At 56.4% G+C, this 2,407-nt stretch carries 1 rRNA gene; it reads right to left on the bottom strand.

Going from position 1 to position 2,407, the window contains the following annotated elements:
* A 23S ribosomal RNA gene (locus IE140_RS35615) occupies positions 1 to 2,355 on the bottom strand; the annotation flags it as partial.
* Between the last annotated feature and the right edge of the window lie 52 nt (positions 2,356 to 2,407).

Here is a 2,407-nt window from a genome sequence, read left to right as displayed (position 1 = left end):
AGTCTCCCACCTATCCTACACAAGCCGAACCGAACACCAATATCAAACTATAGTAAAGGTCCCGGGGTCTTTCCGTCCTGCTGCGCGAAACGAGCATCTTTACTCGTAGTGCAATTTCACCGGGCCTATGGTTGAGACAGTCGAGAAGTCGTTACGCCATTCGTGCAGGTCGGAACTTACCCGACAAGGAATTTCGCTACCTTAGGATGGTTATAGTTACCACCGCCGTTTACTGGCGCTTAAGTTCTCAGCTTCGCCACCCCGAAAGGCAGCTAACCGGTCCCCTTAACGTTCCAGCACCGGGCAGGCGTCAGTCCGTATACATCGCCTTACGGCTTCGCACGGACCTGTGTTTTTAGTAAACAGTCGCTTCTCGCTGGTCTCTGCGGCCACCCCCAGCTCACCGAGTAAATCGGATCACCAGTGATGGCCCCCCTTCTCCCGAAGTTACGGGGGCATTTTGCCGAGTTCCTTAACCATAGTTCACCCGAACGCCTCGGTATTCTCTACCTGACCACCTGAGTCGGTTTAGGGTACGGGCCGCCATGAAACTCGCTAGAGGCTTTTCTCGACAGCATAGGATCATCCACTTCACCACAATCGGCTCGGCATCAGGTCTCAGACTATATGCACGACGGATTTGCCTACCGTGCGTCCTACACCCTTACCCCGGGACAACCACCGCCCGGGCTGGACTACCTTCCTGCGTCACCCCATCGCTTACCTACTACAAGTCTGGTTCATCGGCTCCACCACTACCCTCAACTCCGAAGAGATCGGGCCGGCTTCACGGACTTAGCATCGCCTGATTCAGTACTGGGCGTTTCAAAGCGGGTACCGGAATATCAACCGGTTGTCCATCGACTACGCCTGTCGGCCTCGCCTTAGGTCCCGACTTACCCTGGGCAGATCAGCTTGACCCAGGAACCCTTAGTCAATCGGCGCACACGTTTCTCACGTGTGTATCGCTACTCATGCCTGCATTCTCACTCGTGAACCGTCCACAACTCGCTTCCGCGGCTGCTTCACCCGGCACACGACGCTCCCCTACCCATCCATACTCCCGTTGAGGATATGTGTATGAATGACACGACTTCGGCGGTACGCTTGAGCCCCGCTACATTGTCGGCGCGGAATCACTTGACCAGTGAGCTATTACGCACTCTTTCAAGGGTGGCTGCTTCTAAGCCAACCTCCTGGTTGTCTCTGCGACTCCACATCCTTTCCCACTTAGCGTACGCTTAGGGGCCTTAGTCGATGCTCTGGGCTGTTTCCCTCTCGACCATGGAGCTTATCCCCCACAGTCTCACTGCCGCGCTCTCACTTACCGGCATTCGGAGTTTGGCTAAGGTCAGTAACCCGGTAGGGCCCATCGCCTATCCAGTGCTCTACCTCCGGCAAGAAACACACGACGCTGCACCTAAATGCATTTCGGGGAGAACCAGCTATCACGGAGTTTGATTGGCCTTTCACCCCTAACCACAGGTCATCCCCCAGGTTTTCAACCCTGGTGGGTTCGGTCCTCCACGAAGTCTTACCTCCGCTTCAACCTGCCCATGGCTAGATCACTCCGCTTCGGGTCTAGAGCGTGCAACTCAAACGCCCTGTTCGGACTCGCTTTCGCTACGGCTTCCCCACACGGGTTAACCTCGCTACACACCGCTAACTCGCAGGCTCATTCTTCAAAAGGCACGCAGTCACGACGCACCGAGCAAGCTCGATGCGCGACGCTCCCACGGCTTGTAGGCACACGGTTTCAGGTACTATTTCACTCCGCTCCCGCGGTACTTTTCACCATTCCCTCACGGTACTATCCGCTATCGGTCACCAGGGAATATTTAGGCTTAGCGGGTGGTCCCGCCAGATTCACACGGGATTTCTCGGGCCCCGTGCTACTTGGGTGTCTCTCAAACAAGCCGCTGATGTTTCAGCTACGGGGGTCTTACCCTCTACGCCGGACCTTTCGCATGTCCTTCGCCTACATCAACGGTTTCTGACTCGTCTCACAGCCGGCAGACCGTGAAAGAGAGATCCCACAACCCCGCATGCGCAACCCCTGCCGGGTATCACACGCATACGGTTTGGCCTCATCCAGTTTCGCTCGCCACTACTCCCGGAATCACGGTTGTTTTCTCTTCCTGAGGGTACTGAGATGTTTCACTTCCCCTCGTTCCCTCCACACTGCCTATGTGTTCAGCAGCGGGTGACAGCCCATGACGACTGCCGGGTTTCCCCATTCGGAAACCCCCGGATCAAAGCTTGGTTGACAGCTCCCCGGGGACTATCGTGGCCTCCCACGTCCTTCATCGGTTCCTGGTGCCAAGGCATCCACCGTGCGCCCTTAAAAACTTGGCCACAGATGCTCGCGTCCACTGTGCAGTTCTCAAACAACGACCAGCCACCCACC

Source organism: Streptomyces parvus, from assembly GCF_014648875.1.
Classification (GTDB): domain Bacteria; phylum Actinomycetota; class Actinomycetes; order Streptomycetales; family Streptomycetaceae; genus Streptomyces; species Streptomyces parvus.
The sequence above is the reverse complement of the archived record's forward strand: the minus strand, read 5'-3'. Positions and strand labels throughout refer to the sequence as shown.